Annotated in this window: 1 protein-coding gene; it reads right to left on the bottom strand. The window is 66.3% G+C overall.

The window, feature by feature from the left end:
* A partial coding sequence (locus WBF82_RS05975; protein ID WP_424382156.1) for a DUF4185 domain-containing protein occupies nt 1–1,190 on the bottom strand: 1,190 nt, incomplete at its 3' end.
* Nucleotides 1,191–1,788 lie beyond the last annotated feature (598 nt).

Genomic DNA, 1,788 nt, shown 5'->3' on the forward strand with positions numbered 1-1,788 from the left:
CCTACCGGACCCGGGAAAATTGGCGTCGCCGCACTCGGGTCCCGCGCCACCCAGCCCTTGCCCTCGCCGTTCCAGTACTGGTACTTGCTGAGGTCGGGCAGGAAGTTCGGCGGAACCCGTGACAGGAACGCCGGGCCGCCGCGTCCGGACGGTGTCCCGAATGAGTAGAGGTAACCGTCCTTGCCTTTCATGAACGCGCCCATCTGGAAGTTCTCGTTGCCCGGGAAGTAGTGGCCGCCCGGGACTGTGTCAGCCGCGGCCAGGCGGATGCTGCCCGGGAAGATGCCCCAACTCTGACCGTTATCAACCGATCTCGCGAGTCCCGAGTAGTTCGTCGACCATTCGCCGTCATGGCCCCAGTTCCTGATCGACATGAAGTTCATGTATTGCGTTCTGCCGAGGGACATCGCCGACGTCGGAATGATTCCCGTCTCGTGCGCCGCCTTGTGGATGCTGTTGACGACTTGCTTGGACAGGCCCGGCGCCCATACCGGCGAACCGGAGTAAGGGTTGTTCGGCACCCCGTCCGCGACGTGGATGCCCTGGTTCAGATCGCGGTCTTGGCTGCGGAAGAGCACGTTGTACCGCCATTGCTGGCCGTGCACGCTGCAGTAGCCGAAGGTGTCGCCGAAGGCCATCAGCACCTGACGATTGGCGGGATCGCCGTTGTCCCAAGGTATCCCGAGGTCAGTTCCGGAGATACCGAACCGGTCGAGGGTCTTGTTCGGGCTGTTCGGACCGGTCACGAAGTCGACGAGCGAGGTAGGAGCACCCGCGATGTTGGCAGGGGGCGCGGGCGGTGCCGGCACGGCTTGCGGAACCGCCTGATTGGCGTTCGGGGACTGTGGGATGGCGCCCGGCGGAGCACCCGGCGGAGTGGGCCCGGGCGTCACCGCCGCCTGAAGCTGCGCGGGATTACGGGTCAGGGGTTTGAGGAATTGGGAGATCAGCGGACCCAATTTGGGTAGCGGCGCCTTTTCGTTGGCGCCTCGAGGCCTGCGCCCAGTCGGTGGCGCGACGACCGGCGCGGGCGCGGGCATCTCCGGAAGCGCGGCTGGGGCGGGGCCGTTTGCCTCCGGGGCGCTGCAAGGTGTGGCGAACGCCGGTGGCGCCACGCCGACCGGAATAACCAGTCCGACGACGGCCGCCGACGCCACCGATACTGAAACGATTCGACGCTTCGCCGACATATGCCACCCTTCCCAGAGACGAGCCGTCGCATTGACGGCCGCCGTTGGCCTATGTGACGATAGTGGCGGATGTGATTACTGCGTCTGCTGAGACCTGAATAGGTATCGATCCGTGACCGTGTCGCAACCGTTACACATGAAGTTGGCCACCTCAACCCGCTGGAAACAGCCGAAAACCCCCACCCGGCGGCCCCGCCAGCGCCGCCGGCCCCGCCGTATCCGATCAACGACGAACCCGTACCCCGCACCGCCGTTATCGCCGGCATAGCCGCCGGCCCCACCCGAATAGCCGGCCCGCCGGCGCCGCCGTTGCCGAGTGCGCGGACATTAGTGAAACGTGGGCCGATGCTGTCGCCGACGCCGCCGTTGCCAGCGGCCCCACGGCACAGACAGCAGCGCTGGCGCGGGGTTGGGGGCAACTTCGACCTGGCAATCGCCAACGGCGATCACAGCGACGCTGGTGCGGGGGTGGGCGGCAATTTTGCGATCGCGACTGCTGATGGCACCAACAGCACTGCCGACCGGCCGGCGATTTCGACCTCGCCGTGGCGTTAGGTGACCCGCTCAGCGCGATGGCTACCGGCGGCAACTACTTGTT

Origin of the sequence: Mycobacterium sp., from assembly GCF_049673265.1 — a bacterium.
GTDB lineage: Bacteria > Actinomycetota > Actinomycetes > Mycobacteriales > Mycobacteriaceae > Mycobacterium.